We start from the raw sequence: 16,732 nt of genomic DNA on the forward strand, positions 1-16,732 counted from the left end.
GGCGTTTGTTCGTCTGGTGTTTTAAGAGTGTCCTAAACATCACGGCACCCCGAGAAGCAGCGGGCGATGCGGACGCTAACAAGCTGCCAACGCGGCGTCGCAGCGTGTGGGCCGGACAGAGCCTGCGCGCGCCAACGCCGCATCAGACCGCCGCAGACGGTAGCGCGATCACCTCTTCGCCAAACATCAAGCACCACAACTCGCTCAGATCGACCGCCACTTGCTCACGAGTTTCAAAGTCCAGATCTGTCAGCCGCTCGTACTCCTCCACAGAGAACCGTTGGTTCAGGATCGCGTCCGCGAGGTGCCATTTGAAGTCGGATTCACTGATCTGCGCGATCGGGCTCCGCAAGTATTCGAGCAAATCCGAACCGGTTCGCAAATCACGCCCCTCACACATCCAGTATGCGCGAAGGTCGGCCTTAAATTGTTCGCGCCGATCTTTTTCAAGCATTACTGTGGCTCCGGGTACATAGTATGAAGATTCCAATAGCCGCCTGGGGTTTTTCTAAAGATTGCTGTCAGGGTGCCGTTTGTGAAGTCGATAGGCACCGTGCCAACTGGGTTGCTGGATGAGCCCACGCGCGCCTTTCCAAAAACCACAGTCAAATAGTGTGCGCCAAGAGCATATTCCAGGGGAATCCCTTCTACAACCATGCGGCTCTGGCCCTGCGCTTTTGCATTAGCCTCGGCTACCGCGAACTCCGGCGTCCCCCTCACATAGGCTTCGGCTTGCAGCATGGCTGGTCCTGTCACGATTTTGGTCGCGTTGCGGCCAACCTTGTGTGTTCCTCGCGTGTAGTAATCGGTGGTTTTTCCTGTGATCGGGTCGTACTCGTAAAGCACTCGATTGTCCAGCGCGCGCTCCGTCACTCGCGGTCCATGCCGGCCGGGCGCGTGCCCTTCTCGGGCCAAGCGGTCCATCTCCGCCTGAAGATCGGCGCGCGCGGTGATATCAGCATTCAGATCTCCAACACGGCCGAACTTTTGATCCAGATAAGCCCGCAGTGCGTCCTGCGTGGCGCCGGCCGGCGGCCTCCGATTTGCTGGAGACGCATAGGTATTCGCGCCCGAGTAGCGAGGCAGCCTGAACCCGCTCAGTTGCCCGAATGACCCCTCTGCCAATTCCCCGCTCTGGGCCAGCCGATCCAGAGTCGTGCTGCTCGCCCCGGCTGCGTGGCCGGCTAGAGATACGATTCCCGCCAAGCCTGAATTGCGAATCGAATCAATTCGCGCGAAGCGTGGATCAGGCGAAGGATTGATGCGTTCGTAAATGGCTGCCCGCGCTTCGGGCGAGGGCTCGTAGTTCCAGTGCGCGCGCGCCAACGCCAAGTCGCCGCGCCATGCAGCAGCAACGGCCTCGCTGGTGGTGTTCAACGTGCCTTCGATGGCCTTGGCATCATTAAGCTCCTGCACAGCCATGGCCACGGTGGGCAACGCGTCCGGCAATGAGGAGTCAGGTGCAAAGCCAAACCCCAAAGTGAAAGGGGCAGCAAGTTCGATGCGCGTCAACGATATCGGCGCTGCCAACTCCCGCACGACGGGCGCGGCGTCCAGTGCCAGGGTGGCGACTGACTTGCCAGTTATCTCTACCGCCGGCAACACGTTGGTTGTGAACTTGAGGCCGCCTTCGGTGATGTACTCCCGCTGGCCCCAAGTCGTCCAGTTGCGCGCTCCCGCTTTTTCCCACGGCGCGGCACGCCCCCAGCCGGAGCCATCGGGGTAGCTGAGACCGGGAAGTACGACTTGGCTGGCCACGTCTTGAACCTCGCCGCCGAAGCCAGCACGCTGCAGTTGGTAGGCCATGAGCTCCGCATTCGTCGCATTGTCCGCAGGCGGCAACAGGCTGCCGCCAAATGCACTCGGCATAACCGAACTCAAGCCCTGGCTTTCAACGCCGACGCCGCCCAGCTTGACCCCGAGACCCAAGCTACCCAATTGCCCCGCGAGTGACCCCGTGAAGCTGTAGCTGGTGCTCAGCTGCAAATTCATCCAGTTCATTCCCGCACTCATCCCGGCGCCCAGACCCGACCCCAGACCACCTGTGGACGGCAGCGCGTATGTGTTCTTGATCGGGCTTTGCCCGCCGCTCTCACCCAGCCGAGCATTCCCAAAGCCGTAAGTCGCCTGGAATGCGGCGGCGGCGCTGGCCTGGGCGGCGTTCAGGCTGGCGACGTCCTGGGCAAAGTGCAGATTGGTCAGCCCCTCGAGAAAGGCGCCATACCTGCCGTGGTACCACGAAGGCGGCGTGAACCCCGGCCTTCGCTCCTGCTCGCCTGGCCCCTTGTTGTAGAGGTGCTGGGTGGGCAACGTCGGCTCCGTGCGCCCGATCACCTCTCCCGGCTGGTAAGGCCGCCAGGTGGCGCTGTTGTTATGGATGTTGGTGACCTTGTTGGGGATCACCAGCGACTGCCCGCGCTTGAGTACCGCGCCCTTGCTCAGCCGGTTGGCGTCGCCGATGAGGTACCACATGGAGGCATCGCCCCACAGGTCGCGAGCGATGCTGGCCAGGCTCTCGTTGTCTCTCTGCACGGTGTACAGGCTGGCCGCGTGACCTGGATAGTCGTCGTTGATGGGTTCGTAGTTCTGATCGAAGTCCGCCGTCGAGCCATACTTCAACTCAGACGACGAGCCTGAATTCAACAAGACGGCGTAGGTGCGCCCCTTGGCGTTGGGGTTCTGGCGGCGCACGTCTTTCAGCGCGAGCTGCTCGGCGTAGCTCACACGCGTGATCTCGTCGGGCGTGTCCCCCACGTCGCCGATGCGATTGGTGTCGGCGTAGAAGAAGGCATGGTGGCTGGTGCGCGCGTTGGGCTGGGTGCGGGTGCGCGACAGCACCAGGCCATCGGCAGTGGTGAAGTAGGTGTTGGTGGCGCCGGAGATGCGATCGATGGTGCTCTTGAGGTGGCCGTTGCCGTCGTAGAAGAAGTCGGTGACACCCGCGGTGACGCCGGGCGCTGCCTTGGTAATCTTGAGCTGCTGGGCCTCGTCGCCGTAGAGGTAGCTGTAAGTCGTGACGGTGTCCTGGCTGGCGTCCGCGACGTTGCCGGGATGCAGGGTGGTTTTGGCGAGGGCACCGAAGCCAGTGGCGCTCGTGCTGGCGCTGACGGCGTCGGTCTTGGCGCGAACGTCGGCGGGGCGGTCGTAGTAGAAATAGCTCAGCACATAGTTGCGCGCCGCGTCGGTGTCGTCGACGTAGAGCTGCTTGAGCAGGCGGTTGTCGCTGTCGTATAGCGACTGGGTGTGCCGCAGCGCCACCGTGCTGCCCGGCGTGGCGCCGCTTTGCAGGTCATGCTGGAAGGTGGTGCGCCCGAGTACATCGAGCTCGCGCGAGGTCTTGAGCTGACCGTTCTGCCGCGTCAGTTGCAGATAGCCGTCGTCGCTGTAGGCATAGGTTTCGGCGATGGCGGTACCGTTGTAGGTGTAGTCGGCACTGATGCGTTGCGAGATCTTGTCGTAGCCGATGACCGTGCCCTCTACGCCAGCGACGACGAAGACCGTGCTGTCATCCACGCTGCTGCCGCGGCGCGCGCTGTAGAAGCGGGCGTTGCTGGCGCTGCTGTTGTCGGTGGTGTTGAGCTGGCCCTTGGTAATGGTGAACCGGTTGAGGGCGTCGTAGGCGTACCAATAGGTCTGACGGTCCAGCAGACCCGCGGCACCGTCGAAGTAGACGGAGTCCACCAGGCGCCGGTTGCCCATCGCGTCGTATTCATAGTGCACGTCGAGCCGGCCGGACTTGCCATCGGATTGAGGGTCGTAGACCCGGATGATGCGATTCAGTTCATCGCGGACGATCGTGTTGTCCTGGGACTGGAAGTCGAGACTCGCGTCGCGGCGCCCCAAATAGTCGACGGCGTAGTGGCTTTCGCTGACGCGGTTGCCGGAGTTGTCATAACCGTAAGACGAACCGGTGCCAGACGTGCGGTCAGCAATGCTGCTGATATAGCCGTTCGCGTAGTAGCGGTACTCGGTATAGGCGTAGGAACCGGTTTGCAAGGCCAGTTGACCGGCGCTGTCGTAGTTGTAGTTGGTAAAGGCACCCGTCATGTCCTCATGGTGAACCAGATGGCCGAAATATTCGACGGCGTCAGAAAGGGTGCGACCGTCGGCCAAGGTCGTGGTCTTGATGTAGCCGCCGCTGTACTGGGGACTGGCCCACGGGCTGTACATCGCGGCGATGCGCTGCGCGGATTTATCGTAGTAGTCGTACTTGTAGGTGACGACGGCTCCCTGCGCGCTGACGGTGCGGGTGACGCGGCCGAGGCCGTCGTAGTCGGTGGTGTTGGAGGCCTGCAGTGCGTTGGTGGCACGGATGCGCTGACCCAATTCGTCGTATTCGTAGCGGTCGATCAAGTCGGTGCGGGCCAGCTTGGCGCCCAGGGCATCGAAGCGCTGGACGTTCCTGCGCGTGGCCGTGACGAGGCGGCCCATGTTGTCGTAGGACTGCTCGGTGACATGGAGTTCGGCGTCGATGAGGCGCCGCACGTCACCGAAGATGTCACGCTGCGTCTGCACCATGCCACCCTTGGTGGCATCGAAGGCAGCCGCTGTACCCCCCGCCGCATCGAACTCGAACTGACTGGCCCCTTCTTCGCCACGCGCGCCGGCCAGGTGGCCCATGCGGCTGAGGTTGCCGTTGGCATCGGTGGTGGTGGTATGCCGCCCCAGCAAGTCGTAGCCGTAGGACGTGATCGGACGAGCCCTGTAGCGGTAGCCGTTGGCCGCAGTGACAAAGGTCTCGGGGTCGATCTTGGCGACCAGCTGGCCGAGCACGTTGTATTGCAAAGTGGTGCGCGCGGCGTCCTGCTGTTCGGCGCTCAGTGCCGTCAGCGCGGCAAGGCCCTTGGACTTGCGGTCGTCATTGATGGCCGCCAGCATGCGCTCGCCGACGCGTTCGTCGCGCTCCTCGCTGACTTCACCGAAGGCATTGAAGTCCTGCAGCCGGCTGATCACCACCTTCGGGGAGATGTTGATGTAGTAAAACTGGTTCAGCACTTCGGGCGGCCGGTCGGCACTGCTGAAGACCACCTTGCCGCTCTGGGCGATGAGGCCGCCAAACTCGTCTCGCAGCGGCTGTCCAGCGGCATCCTGCCCCTGCAGCTTGAAATATTTCTCCCCGGATGAGAAGTCGAAGGCACCGCCGTCGAAGGTGAACTGGGTGTATCCGAAGCTGGCGCCCGTGGCCGGGAAATAAGTGCCGTTGGCCGTCACGCTGCGGCCGTCGATGGTGAGCTGAGCCTTCGGGACGTTGCGGCCCTTGATGTAGAAGAACATCTGGCCAGGGCGGGCGCCAGCTTCCTGGCTGATGCTCAGTGTGCCGGCGCTGGTGTAGCTGGCGTGGATGACGGACGTGCCACCGCCCACGTTGCACAGGATGTCAAAGTTTCTCGCAGGCTGGCCTGCCGCGGGACGCAGGAAGCTGGGCATCTCCAGGAAGGCGCCGCGCGGCGGGGGCGTGAATTCTGCAAAAGGGCTGTATCCGGGCATGTCGGTCGCGCTGTACAGCGATTGCCCCGTGGCCGGATCGACGAAGTTGAAGGAATACACCGCCGGGCCGATGTCGGCCCATTGCAGGGCGGCGGGCCGGTAGGTGACGGGTTCATTCCCGTACATGAGCGAGGCGCTGACATTGCCGGCCGCATCAACGCTGAAGCTCACGCCGCCCCCCTTCATGGCCCCATCTCCGCCGTACTGGGAGTTGTCGTAGAACTGGATCGGGAACGTCTTGGTGCCGGCGCCCTTGAAGCCGCTGACGTCAATCGAGCACATACCGCTGCCGTCGAGGACATAGGTGCTGAACATGATCGACAGGGCTGTTCCGCCGCCCGTGCTCACCCTGACGGCACCAGGAAGCCGCAGGTTCAGCATCGGCACGGCGCCATTCGTTCCAGACACCGTAATGTCGGGCAGCGCATACGAATTGGCGACAGTGGCACCAGGCACCCAGGCGCTCACCCATTTGTTGGTGTACAGCTGGCTCAATTCGGCCCCGGGCTGCAGCAGGGAAATCTGCGGGTCGATGGTCTTGACCAGCAGATTGCGCGAGTTGTAGAGGCTGACGCGGTAGTAGGTTCGGACGCCGGTGGCCGCCTCGTCGATCGTCATCGGGCTGAAGCCGTCGCCGCCATTGGTGAAGATCTCGCGGGTGAGGTTGCCGCAGGCGTCGTAGACGTAGAACTTGATGGCGCCGTTGCCTGCATTGGTCTTGCTGACCTTGCCCAGGACGTTGTATTCGGCGAACTCCTCTTCACCGTCGCCGAGGCCTTTGGCGATGACGTCGCCAAAGGCGCTGTAGCGGCTCTTGCGGATTTCGCCGGTGTCCAGGTCGGATTCGACCGTGACACGGCCCGCGGCGTCATAGCCGTAGGTCTTGACGAGGTCGCGGGCGGTGCCGTCAGAGCGGTGCACGGCGACGCTGGTGCGCCGGGACATATTGCCCAGGCTGTCGTACGAATAGCGCGTTATGGCCGCAGCAGCGTCGGTAACCTGGGTCAGCAGGCCGTTCGCGTCATAGCGGTACTGCGTGATGCGGTCATCGGCTTCGGTGTTGTCGAGTTTGCCGCGCTTGATGCTGCGAATGACCTGGCCCAGGCCGTCGTACTCGGTATCCGTCGTGGGACGGACCTGTTGATTCTCGAAGTCCACGAACGCCGGCGTCTCGCGGCGGATCTCGCGGTTGAGCAGGTCGTAGCCGATGTCGGTCTGCTCCCAGGTTTGCGTGTTGCCGACAACGCTGGCCAGCTCCTTGATCTGCTTGACCGCGCCCAAACCGTTGTAGGCGTATTGGGTGATGGCGTCGCTGGTGGATTGCGTGCGCGTGCCGTTGGAGCTGACGTAATCTTGGGCGACGTTGAGAACGCGCTTTTCAAGGGTGCGGTCCAGCCTGTCCAGGGCATAGGTGACGATGCGGTTTTGCTCGCCGGGCTTGAGCGACAAGCCGCTGTAAGTGGCGATCAGCGTCGCGGCGGTATTGCTGCCGTTCGCGCCGGCGAGAGTGGAGGCCTGGCGGAGATAGCCGCCGGGCAGCATGCCCGCAAAGTGGGTCTCGCGGCTGGCCGCGGCACCGCTGCGGCTGTATTCCCAGGCAATGCCGGCGCCGCCAGCATCGATAGCCAGCAGGCACCGACCAATGCCGTCGAAGTATTCAAAGCTGGAATTGCCGCGTCCATCCTTGCGTTCGACCAGATTCCCCGTGGCGTCGTAGAAGAACTGCTGCAGCACGATGTTCCGACGCTGCAGATTGCTGATGGCGGGATCAACGGCGCCGCTGTCCCAGATATAGAAGTTGTCGATGGACGTTTCGACCTTGCGGTCGAGCGCGTCATAGCGCATGCGCAGGGTGCGATCGTCCGCAGCGTTGGTGACGAGTACCGCCGTCGGCGCAGTGGCGCTGTCGAGGGTGTAGGTGCTGGCGATCCGGGTCGCAAGCACGGTCTGCGCGACCTGGTTGCCGGCACGGTCGTAGCTGAAGGTGGAGGCCACACGATCGGCCGAGACTTCCGCTGTCTTCTCGTCCAGCACGTCGTAATACGCGACCGAACGCTTGCCGTTGAGGACATTGATGCCATCTGCAGCGAGCTGTCCGTGGCTGATCTGCTCGATGAGGTTGCCGCGCGCGTCGTAATGCCAGGCGTCGGCCGGGATCACGGTGCTGTTGGTGTTGTCGGCCGCGACCGCCGTGTAGCTCATGCCAACGCGCAGGGTCAGTCGGCCGACTCCGTCATAGCGCATCTGCGTCGTGCGCTGCTCGACCAGCCCCTTGGCTTCGATGCTGACGATGCGGTTGCCACGGCTGTCGTACTGGTATTCGTTGACGACGTCGCGCAGCACGCCTGCGCCGTCCTTGGCTTGCACCGGCAGGGTCTCGGTCAGCACGCGGCCGAGCCGGTCGTAGCTGTAGGTGACGGTGGCACCCAGCTTGTTCTTGACGGCCAGCCGCTGGCCGTAGGCGTCCAGGGCGTCCGTGCCCTCGGTGTAGTTTTCCGCATCGGTCTCCTTGAGCAGACGGCTGTTGCGGTCGTACAGGCGGCCGGTGGTGTGGTCGTTCGCAGCATTGGTGAGGACGTAGACACCATTGCTCGGCGCCGCGCTGGCCAGGACGACGGCCTGGCCGGCAGCGAGGGTGCCCTGCACTTTCGCGTCCACGCGGGTGGTGCTGGTCAGATTGCCGAAGGCGTCGTAGCCGTACACCGTGAGGTAGCGCTCGGCATCGATGCTCTGCACCAAGTGTCCGCCCCTGTCGTAGACCTGGTAGCGCTTGTAGCCGCGCGCATCGGTGATGACGCTGGCGTTGCCAAAGCTGTCGTAATCGGTCTGGGAGACGCCGCCCAGGGCATCCGTGATCTTGATGACGCGGTTGTCGGCGTCGTAGGCGTACTCGGTGGTGTAGGCCTTGAGCAGGGCCGCCTTGTCACTGGCGCTGAGTGAGGCGGGAGTCGAAGACACGCCCAGCCGGATGCGCTCGACCACCTCCCAGGCGCCCGTTCCTTCGGCCAGGGCAACACCGCGGGCATCGATCTCGTGCCACAAGCGGCCAAAGCTGTCGTATTCGTAGCGGGTGGTGCTGGCCAGAGCCGTGCCGTCACCACGGATCAGGGCCGTGCGCTGGCCGGCGGCGTTGTAGACGTAGCGCGTCGTACTGGACTGGCCGGCGATGTTGCTGGCCTGAACTTCGGTTTGCAGGCGGCCGACGGCGTCATAGGTGAACTGGGTCTGCACGCCGTTGCCGTCGGTCTGCAGGCTCACGCGCCCGGCGCGGTCAAGTTCCTGGACCACACTGGTGGCGGTACCAAGGCCGGACAGCGCCGCGGTGAACGCGCTCAGCGCCGGCGCGTAGGTCGAAGGGCTGTAGGCGTTGGCGCCACTCAGGCGGTTGGCGTAACGAAGCGTGGTGCTGCGGGCATTGGCGTCGTCGTAGCGCGTCTCGGTGACATAGCCTTCGGCGTCCACCGCAAAGCGCTGCCGGCCCGCGGCGTCGTAGGCAAATTGGGTGACGCGGCCTTTGACGGGCGGCAGCTCTTCGATGTTGTCGACATAGCTGATCGTCTGGCCCGGCTGCAGCGTGGGCGTGCGTTGCACGGCAAACTCAAGCTGAACGGACTGCCAATTCATCGTCGGCTCCGTCAGCGTCGTGCTCATGCCGCTGGCGATGGCTGTGCCCTTCTCGTAAACGAAGATTCGCCCGCCGGTGGCGGTGGAGTCGATCTCGATGCAATAGGTCTTGCCTGGCGTGTAGGTGCCCAGGTCGAACTCCGTCTTCACGTCGGTCACCGGCTGACGTCGCTGGGCGTAGACATGCCCGTCGTTCTTGAAGATGACCGCCACGCGCCCCAGCCCGCCCGCGCCATCCTTGAGCATGATGTGGGGCATCTGCTGGATCTGGACCGGCAGGTATTCGAGCTTGAGGACCGATCCGACCGGCATCTTCTTGCTGCTGGTCGAATAGACCCAGCCGCCGTTCGAGACAGGCTCGCTGACCAATTTGAACCGCCCGGCCTCCCACAGCCCCGCAGCTCCACTGATGCCTTCCAGGCCCGTATTGAATTCGGTTCTGGCAGGCGAGTAGGTCGCCATCAGATCCGCTTCGGTCGGCACCGCGTTGATGCTTGCCGTCCAGGCCTGCTCGTGATCCACGCTGGCCACAACCCTGCCGGCCGCGTCGTAGCGCAACTCGCTCACATAGCCTTCGGCGTTGATGACGAAGCGCTGGTTGCCGGCCTTGTCGAAGGCATAGCGGATGACGTGGTCCCTGGTGTCGTCCTTGACCGCGGCTACCTGGGCCGCAATCACCGCAGTCGTCGTTGCCACCACGACACCGCTGACGCTGCGGCTGTACTGCCGCTCCAGCACGACACGGTTGGCGCCGTCGTACTTGCGCTCGGTCACCTGCCCCAGTGCATCGACGCTGTAGATGAGCCGGCCGTCCTTGTCATAGCCATTGACGTAGAGCAGATCAGCACTGCTGGTGGACAGCGCGTCCAGTGCGGCGCTGAGCTCGTCGTAGGTCTTGCTCGCCCAGCCCGCGGCGAGCGGCGTGGCGTAGACCCGGAATCCCTTGATGTGCCCTTCACCGTCATACACGTACCGCGTGACGGCACCCAGGGCATCGACGCTGCAACGCAGCAGGTCGGCACCGTCGTAGGTATAGCGAGCGATGACGTTGTTCAGCGCATCGCGCCTGACGGTCAGACGCCCGGCCGCGTCGTATTCGTAGCTGGTCTTGAGCTTGAGGCCCTCGGGGTCGACGGTTTCGGAGAGGCGCCGGCCGAGGATGTCGTAGGCGTAGGCGGTCTTGCGGGCCGCTGCAGTGCCGGCGCCTTCGATAACGGTGAGCACGCGGCTCTCGGCGTCATAGCTGTAGCTGGTCTTGAGCTTGAGCCCACCGTTCGCGTCGTCGATGATGACGTCGGTGAGTTCGCCCTTGGCGTTGAAGATTTGCGTGGAGACCGTGCCGCGCGGGTCAGTGATCTTGAGCTTGCGGCCCTGGCCGTCGTACTCGTAGCGGGTCTGAAGATTCAGTCCGACGCCATTGACCAGCGGATCCACCGTCTGTGTCAGCACGCGGTTGGCAGCATCGAAGCTGTAGCTGGTGGTGGTGGCACTGCCGTCGTTGATCGGATTGCCGCCGGCGTTGGCCCTGAGGCCGCGGATGACCTGGACGAGGTTGTCGTTGGTGTCGTAACCGTTCTGCGTGAGGTTGCCCAGCGCATCGGTCACGGCAAGCAGATTGCCGTGGGCGTCGTAGGCATAGGTGGTGGTCGCACCCGCGCCATCCGTGATCCTGCAGACCTCGCCGGTGCGGTTGTATTCCGTGACGGTCTGGATGTTCTCGGCCGTCTTCACCGTCAGCGTGCGATTGACAGCGTCGTGGGTATAGGTGACGGTGTTCGCGTTGCGGTCGACGCGCGTCAGCACACGGTCCAGCGCGTCATACGTCGTCGAAGCGGTGCCTGCCGGCCCAGCTATCGTGAGCTTGCGCCCCGTTCCGCCGCCGCTGTCACGCAGATAGGTGTACTGCGTAAGCCGGTTGAGCTCATCGGTCGAGGTGGAGAGCCGGCCCAGCGCGTCGAAGCTGCTGCCGGTGATCACGCCGTTGGCCAGCCCAGCACCACTGCGTTCCGTGCGGGTCAAGTCGCCGCGGCGGTCGTAGCCATGGTCCAGCGTCAGGCGACGTGCATTGGCCGTGCCTGTTGCGTCGGCGTCGCGGATTTCCTGGCTGAGCTGGCCAAAGCCGTTGTAGCGGTAGTCGGTCTTGTAGCCCAGCGCGTCGATGGCCTGCTGAAGCAAGCCTCGGCGGTTGTAGCTCACCGTGCGGCGGTTGTCGACACCCGCGTTTGACAACGCAGCCACCTTGGCGTCGAGGGCACCGTCGGTTTTTCCTCCTGCGAGCGCAGCGCTGTCGGCCGCGCTCAGCCGCTTCGCATGCGTGACCGTGACCTGGACTTCGTTGAAGTTGCTGTAGATCGTCTCGGTGACTTCGCCGCCCAGGATGGGATCACGAAGGATGGCGTAGACCTGGCGGCCTTGTGTGTCGTAATAGAAGAAGGTCGTGTTGCCGCGCGCATCCTTGGCGCTGGTGCGCCGACCGGCAGCGTCGTAGGTCGTCGTGGCGCTGGTCGCGTCTCCGACGGTCTTGGTGCCCAGCACCCGGCCCCAGTCGTCGTAGTCGATGGACTGACTGCGCGCCCCAGTGGTCTGATACGCCAGGGTCTTGGTCTTCAGGCGCTGCAGCTGGTCGTAGTCGTAGAAGGTGATGGTGCCATCGACCGCCTTTTCTGTTTCGAGCAGGCCGCGGCTGTTGTAGGTGATAGTGCTGGTCAGCGGCGTGCCCAGGCTGGGGCGCAGCGTGCCCAGGTCGGCGCGATTGATCAGATTCAGGCTCGTCCCGGTCAGGGGCTTGCGCGCCTGGGTGAGGTAGCGCACGGTGTCGCTCGGACGGCCGGTGCCGTCGTAGCGATACTCGGTGAGATAGCCCTCGGCGGAGAGCATGGCGATCTGGCGGCCTTGGCCGTCGTAGATCCACTGGGTGAACTCGTCGTCGGCCAGCGGCGCGAGTGCGCTCAGGGTTGCCAGCGTGCCATTGGTGCGATCGGTGTCGCCGAGCAATTGGGAGCGGCGCAGCTGCGACAGCATGTTGCCGGCGGCGTCGTACTTCCAGACGGTCAGGCCACCGTCGCCATCCACCCGCGCTGCAAGCTTGCCAAAGGCGTCATACAGATTGCGGGTGAGGCGGTCGCGCACAGCGTCAGCCACTGGCGCCGGCTTGAGTAGCGAAACATCGCGCGTCGTCCCCAGGCTGGCGTCCAGGCGCGTGACGGCGACCGTATTGCTGTAGCGGCGCTGGGTGGTCAACGCCGAGGTACCGTCGTAGGTGTTCTCGGTCAGATAGCCGTCGGCATCCAGGGTGCCGGTCAGGCGTCCTGCGGCGTCGTAGTAGAACGTGGTGATGCGATCGTCGCCATCGACCGCCGGGCGAATATCGGTCACCGTCTTGCTGGTGGGCCGCCCCAGGACATCGGTCAGCAGGGCCTGCTTGGCCACGTCCACCAATTTGGCGTAAGCCACGGTCTGGATGAGCCTGCCGGCGGCGTCGTAGAGATATTCGGTGAGCTGGCCGTTGGCGGCCATGTCGGCGCTCTTGCGACCACTGACGTCATACAGGACATGGCTGGAGACGCCAGTGGCGTCCTGCACGCGGCGCAGTTGGCCTGCGGCGTCGTAGAAGTATTTGGTGGCGCCCAGCGCGACCTGGCTCGATGCTCCGAGCACGTCGCTGGACACGAGGCGGCCCTGGGTATCGAAAATCTGCACCGTGGTCAGGCCGTTGTCCAGCTTGACGGAGGTCTTGCGATTGGTGTCGTCGTAGGTGTAGAGCGTGATGGCGTTGTTTGCGTCCACGCTTTGGGTCAACCGGTTCAGGCCGTCGTACAGATAGGTGATGCCTTTGTTGTTGGCGTCCTTCTTGGAGAGCAGCCGGTTGAAGGCGTCATAGACGTAATAGTCCGTGGTGAGGACCGCGCCGCCGACAAACACCTTGGTTTGAGAATCGAACTTGCCGCTGTCATAGCCCTGCACGGACGCGAGCAGCCCGCGCGCGTCGTAGGTGTAGCGTTGGCGGTGGACATCGACATCCGTGTTGAAGGCGTTGTCGATGAAGGCCTGGACCGCTGACCAGGTGTTGCGATCACCGCTGAAGGCGAACTGCGCCGAATGGTCGAAACGATCCGTCAGATTGCCGTAGCTGTCGTAGCTGTAGCGCAAGAGCGTGCCGTCAGCGTTGATCGTGTAGCACAGCCGCCGCGTGGTGGCGTCGTAGTAGTAGCTGGTGGTGCGCGCGCCACTGGCCTTGAGCGGACCGGCCGCACCGTCTGTATCGGCGACGCTGTAGGTCGTTTCTGAGGCGACGAGGCCATTGGCGGTGTAGGTACGCTCCAGCACATTCCCCGCCGCGTCGGTCCTGCGCAAAAGCTTGCCGCCGCTCGCGTATTCGTAGGTGGTGACTTCGTTCTTGGCGTTGGTGCTGGTCAGCACATCACCGGTGCTGCCATAGGAGTAGCTTTGCTTGAGGCTCCCACCGCCGAGCAATGCGCCACTGATCTCGAGGAGCTGGTTGGCCGTGTCGTACTTGAGCTGGGTGATCTGGCCCAGCGGATCGGTCACCGTGGTGATGCGATTGGCGGTGTCGTGGACGAAGCCCGTGAGCCGGTTCTGGTCATCCTTGATGGACTTGACCCGGCCATCGGCCCAGTAGTCCACAATTTGCGTGCTGCCGTCCTTTTGCGTGATGGCCTGCAGACGTCCGTTGCCGTCGTAGGCATAGCTGACGGTGTAGAGCGTGTCGGGCTTGGTCGCGTTGTCGGTCGCGTCATCCGGAGTCAGGTCGGTGGTGACGAGACTCAACCGACCATTGGTGTAGCCATAGCTGGTCACGCTGCGTGTCTGCTGAACACCTTGCGCATCCTTGTAGCTGGTGGTGATCTTGCTCAGCTGCGTGCCGCTGTAGTTCAGCGTCACCACTTCGTCCGCCGTGCTGTTCGCGGCGTTCTTGTAGGTTGACAACGTGCTGATCAGGCCATTGCCGTCGTAGAGGATCTTGACCGCGCGGTTGTTGGTGTCGGTCACCTGCGTCAACCGGTAGGTCACCCCCTGATCGACGCTGGCATAGGTTTCCGTCGTGCCGGTGTCCCCGTCGGTCCAGGTCCACACGCCGGCGCTGAAGCTCAGGCTGTCGAATTGGCCGGACCCTTCGGACGTGAGGTATTTGCCGCTCGAAGCATCCAGGGAATAGATTGCTTCGTGGCCGTCCGCATCGATGCGCTTGAGGCTCCCGCCCACGTTGGACACGCGGCGGTAGTAGCCGATGCGCCAGCCATCGACGTTGCTGTCGCCCTCCCAGCCGCCCTGGCTGTTGTAGGTGCGCAGCAGGTCAACGTCCGGGCCCATGCCCACCAGGTACTCGTCGCGGTCCTGGACCACCAGGTTGCCCGTGGCCGCGTTGACGGTGACCCGCTCACCCGCTCGACCCCAGGCCGCGTTGCCGATTTCTCCCGCACCGCCCAACACGTCCTTGGAACTGTTGACCAGTCCCGCGCCGCCACCCGTCACGATCGAAACCATGATGCTTCCCTGTGCTTTGTTGGATACCCAAAGCAGTTATCCAGAGCGCAGGGCCTCGGTTTAGTCGGCGACGCAATTTGTTACATGGAACTGATTCCTTCTTGTTTGCGGGAGCGGGCCGCGCCCATCCTCAGAGCTTCAGATGCCCGTGCACACCTTCATCGACGCGCTGGGCCGTGATGGCGCCGAACAGCATCTTCAAGCCGGCCACCAGGCTGCCGCCGCGGGTGTCCCAGTATTCGCCGCTGATGGGGTCCACGCGCAGCACGCAGATGCGCGGGTCGTCCTCGCCCTCGGTGAACCAGGCGCGCAGCTTGGGGCTCCACAGGCGGTGGATGGTGGCCTTGTCGGTGACCTGGGCGACGTTGCCGTCCAGCTTCAGGTGGCCGCCGTTGTCGCCCTCCTTGAAGAACAGCGTGACGCGCGGATCGCGGTCCAGCTCGATGTTCTTCAGGCTGTCGATCTCGGTGAAGAACCACAGCGTGCCGCCGTCGTCGACTTCGATGACCGTCATGGGCCGGGCATGCAGCTGCGAGCCTATGCCCAGGGTGCAGAAGAAGCAGCTGTTGCCGGCCTTCACGAGGTCGGCAATCTTCTGCGCGGCGGCCGGGCCGCTGAGGTCCTCTTCGGTGCTCACGTCACGGTCGTGGTTGCGGCTGTCGTCTTGCATATCGGCTCCTGGGCTTTGACTGGAGTCCAAGCCTAGGCAGAGCACCGCCGGCTCTCTGTCGGCCGGCAGGACGGACCGGTGTCGGCACCGGCCGCCTGCTCTCCTACAGGGGGATAGGCGCCAGCCGATGGGCGCGGCAGCGGCTGGCTGCGCCAATCAAGACTCCGGCACTACGCCCGCATCCAAGGAGCAAGCCATGCCCCGCGACAGCCTCAGGCGCAACCCATGGCCATGGGTGGCAGCCACCGGCGCGGTGATGGCGACGCTGGTCGCCTGCAGCCAACCCGTGCCGCAGCCTGCCGGTGCACCGCCCGCCACGGCAGCACCGCCGGCCGAGTCCGCCAGCAGCCCCGGCGATCCAACGACGCCACCGGCCGTGCTGCCACCCTCGCCAATGCCGCCGTCCGTGGCACCGCCATCCTTCCCGCCCGCCTCAGCGCCGCCGCCCTGGCCGGCCTCCAGCCCGATCCGCTGACGCTCAACCGTTCAGATAGCGCGTCAGTCCGTCCACCAGGGCATCGAACACGGTGCGGCAGGCGAGGTTCTGGCGCAGGTCCTCATGCATGGCGACCCAGGTCTCCAGCGGCCACGTGAAATGGTCGGCCAGCACGCGCTCCAGCACCGGCTCGCGCCGCGCCAGCGCGACCTGGCAAGCGCCGATGCCCGCACCGGCGCGGACCAGCGCGAGCTGGGCCAGATCGGAGTCGCAGCGCAGCGCAAAGCTGTCGCGGCTCAGCCCGCCCAGCCGTTTGACGCCGGCACGGATGAAGGGCGTCACGCGGTCGAAACCCACCAGCGTGTGGCCCGCCATCTCGGCAAAGCTGGTTGGCCTGCCGTGGCGGTCGAGGTAGTCGGGGCGCGCATGCAGGCCCAGCTCGATGCTGCCGATGCGGCGTGCGATCAACTGGCCCTGCTCGGGCGGCGTCATGCGCACGGCGATGTCGGCCTCGCGGCGCAGCAAGTCCTGCAGTTGGTTGCTCAGGGCCAACTCCAGCACCAGGCCGGGATGGGCCTCGCGCAGCTGGGCGAAGACGCCCGCCAGCACCTCCACACCGATGATTTCGCTGGCCGTCACGCGCACCGTGCCGCGCACCTCGTCGCCTCGCGCGGTGGCAGCCCGCTGCAGCGCCGCCGCGGCCACTTCCATCTGCTCGGCATGGCCGCGCAGGGCCAGGGCCGCCTCAGTCGGCAACAGGCCGGTGGACGAACGCGTGAACAAGGCCTGGCCCAAGGCTGCCTCCAGTGCGGCGACATGGCGGCCCACGGTCGGCTGGGTCAGGTCCAGCAGGCGTGCCGCGCCCGACAGCGACCCCTCCCGCAGCACGCCGAGAAAGGTGTGCAGAAGATCCCAGGGCAAGGTTGAAGCCATGCATAAATGTATAACTTCGACATCATCTTCAGCAATTCTCAACAGGGTCGTTCGTTCCCAGAATCCATCCCATCAAC

General features: G+C 64.2%; 5 protein-coding genes. 1 reads left to right on the top strand and 4 read right to left on the bottom strand.

Annotated elements, in window-relative coordinates; genetic code table 11:
• Positions 1-142: 142 nt before the first annotated feature.
• The 3 genes from ACS5PN_RS10165 to ACS5PN_RS10175 form a co-directional block, all read right to left on the bottom strand.
• Entirely contained in the window at positions 143-454 is a 312-nt protein-coding gene (locus ACS5PN_RS10165) for a hypothetical protein (protein WP_439463838.1), read from the bottom strand.
• Positions 454-14,616 carry a hypothetical protein gene (locus ACS5PN_RS10170; protein ID WP_439463839.1) on the bottom strand — a complete coding sequence of 4,721 codons (14,163 nt, stop codon included), beginning with the start codon at positions 14,614-14,616 and terminating at the stop codon, positions 454-456. The genes ACS5PN_RS10165 and ACS5PN_RS10170 overlap by 1 nt, the downstream gene beginning before the upstream one ends.
• A gap of 130 nt (positions 14,617-14,746) precedes the next feature.
• Positions 14,747-15,286: a pyridoxamine 5'-phosphate oxidase family protein gene (locus tag ACS5PN_RS10175; RefSeq protein WP_439463840.1), complete on the bottom strand. Its 540-nt coding sequence runs from the start codon at positions 15,284-15,286 to the stop codon at positions 14,747-14,749.
• 196 nt (positions 15,287-15,482) lie between these two features.
• Here ACS5PN_RS10175 and ACS5PN_RS10180 point away from each other — a divergent pair, with 196 nt between their 5' ends.
• Positions 15,483-15,761: a hypothetical protein gene (locus ACS5PN_RS10180; protein WP_439463841.1), complete on the top strand. Its 279-nt coding sequence runs from the start codon at positions 15,483-15,485 to the stop codon at positions 15,759-15,761.
• Positions 15,762-15,764: 3 nt separating this feature from the next.
• On the opposite strand, the gene ACS5PN_RS10185 is transcribed toward ACS5PN_RS10180, so the two are convergent.
• Positions 15,765-16,655, bottom strand: coding sequence for a LysR family transcriptional regulator (locus ACS5PN_RS10185; protein ID WP_439463842.1), 891 nt, complete (start codon positions 16,653-16,655; stop codon positions 15,765-15,767).
• Between the last annotated feature and the right edge of the window lie 77 nt (positions 16,656-16,732).

Origin of the sequence: Roseateles sp. NT4, assembly GCF_051857475.1 — a bacterium.
GTDB lineage: Bacteria > Pseudomonadota > Gammaproteobacteria > Burkholderiales > Burkholderiaceae_C > Pelomonas.

What these genes read in the sequence shown, in the direction of transcription:
- ACS5PN_RS10175 (WP_439463840.1), bottom strand. Translation starts at nt 15,286, where the DNA reads ATGCAAGACGACAGCCGCAACCACGACCGTGACGTGAGCACCGAAGAG.
- ACS5PN_RS10185 (WP_439463842.1), bottom strand. Translation starts at nt 16,655, where the DNA reads ATGGCTTCAACCTTGCCCTGGGATCTTCTGCACACCTTTCTCGGCGTG.
- ACS5PN_RS10170 (WP_439463839.1), bottom strand. Translation starts at nt 14,616, where the DNA reads ATGGTTTCGATCGTGACGGGTGGCGGCGCGGGACTGGTCAACAGTTCC.
- ACS5PN_RS10180 (WP_439463841.1), top strand. Translation starts at nt 15,483, where the DNA reads ATGCCCCGCGACAGCCTCAGGCGCAACCCATGGCCATGGGTGGCAGCC.
- ACS5PN_RS10165 (WP_439463838.1), bottom strand. Translation starts at nt 454, where the DNA reads ATGCTTGAAAAAGATCGGCGCGAACAATTTAAGGCCGACCTTCGCGCA.